1 protein-coding gene is annotated in these 768 nt (G+C 35.7%); it reads left to right on the forward strand.

What is annotated here, in order from left to right; genetic code table 11:
• Window positions 1-704: 704 nt before the first annotated feature.
• On the forward strand, window positions 705-768 hold a 64-nt coding region (locus tag K0778_RS26605), incomplete at its 3' end, for an IS1 family transposase (RefSeq protein WP_001676991.1).

Genomic DNA, 768 nt, shown 5'->3' on the forward strand with positions numbered 1-768 from the left:
AAATCAGCCACGAAGAGACGATTTTGGGCTGAAAATTGGAAAATTGAGCCACAGGACGTCGATAAAGGACGGTTTGGGGCGTCATATCGGGAGCTGCGGACCACTTAATCGCAACTTCCTTAAATAAAACCACCTCAATTACATTAATAAATCTAAACAAACATCATGCAAATAATTTCCATGGTTATTTCTAGGCTATTTAAATTAAATAAATAAATTATGAGTCAATCATAAATAACAACCTTTAATATAATTTAACTACCAAATTTATATTCGTTCACAAAATAGTCATACATTGTGTGCAATAGAAACAGTTCAGATAAAGATAGGGATCTACTTCACAATTTAAATGAGAAACTAAAACTTACATCTTGAAATAATCTCATTGATTGGATGAATATTTGTAGTGCAGTGACATCATTTTTAAATAATAGTTCAAATAAAAGGCTCACGATGAAAAAATTAACAGTGGCAATTTCTGCTGTAGCTGCATCTTAACGTATAAACTAGATTTAATAACAACGAACTAGATTTAATAACAACGATATCCGTACCTATCCGGATATCTAATGTCATAAGCATCCCTTTAATTATCCCCTCAACCTCTTGTAACTTTCCCACTCTTGAACTCCACATAGTCCAAACGCCGGGTGATGCTGCCAACTTACTGATTTAGTGTATGATGGTGTTTTTGAGGTGCTCCAGTGGCTTCTGTTTCTATCAGCTGTCCCTCCTGTTCAGCTACTGACGGGGTGGTGCGTAACGGCA

Origin of the sequence: Escherichia sp. XD33 (assembly GCF_019375075.1) — a bacterium.
GTDB classification, from domain to species: Bacteria; Pseudomonadota; Gammaproteobacteria; order Enterobacterales; family Enterobacteriaceae; genus Enterobacter; species Enterobacter flexneri_A.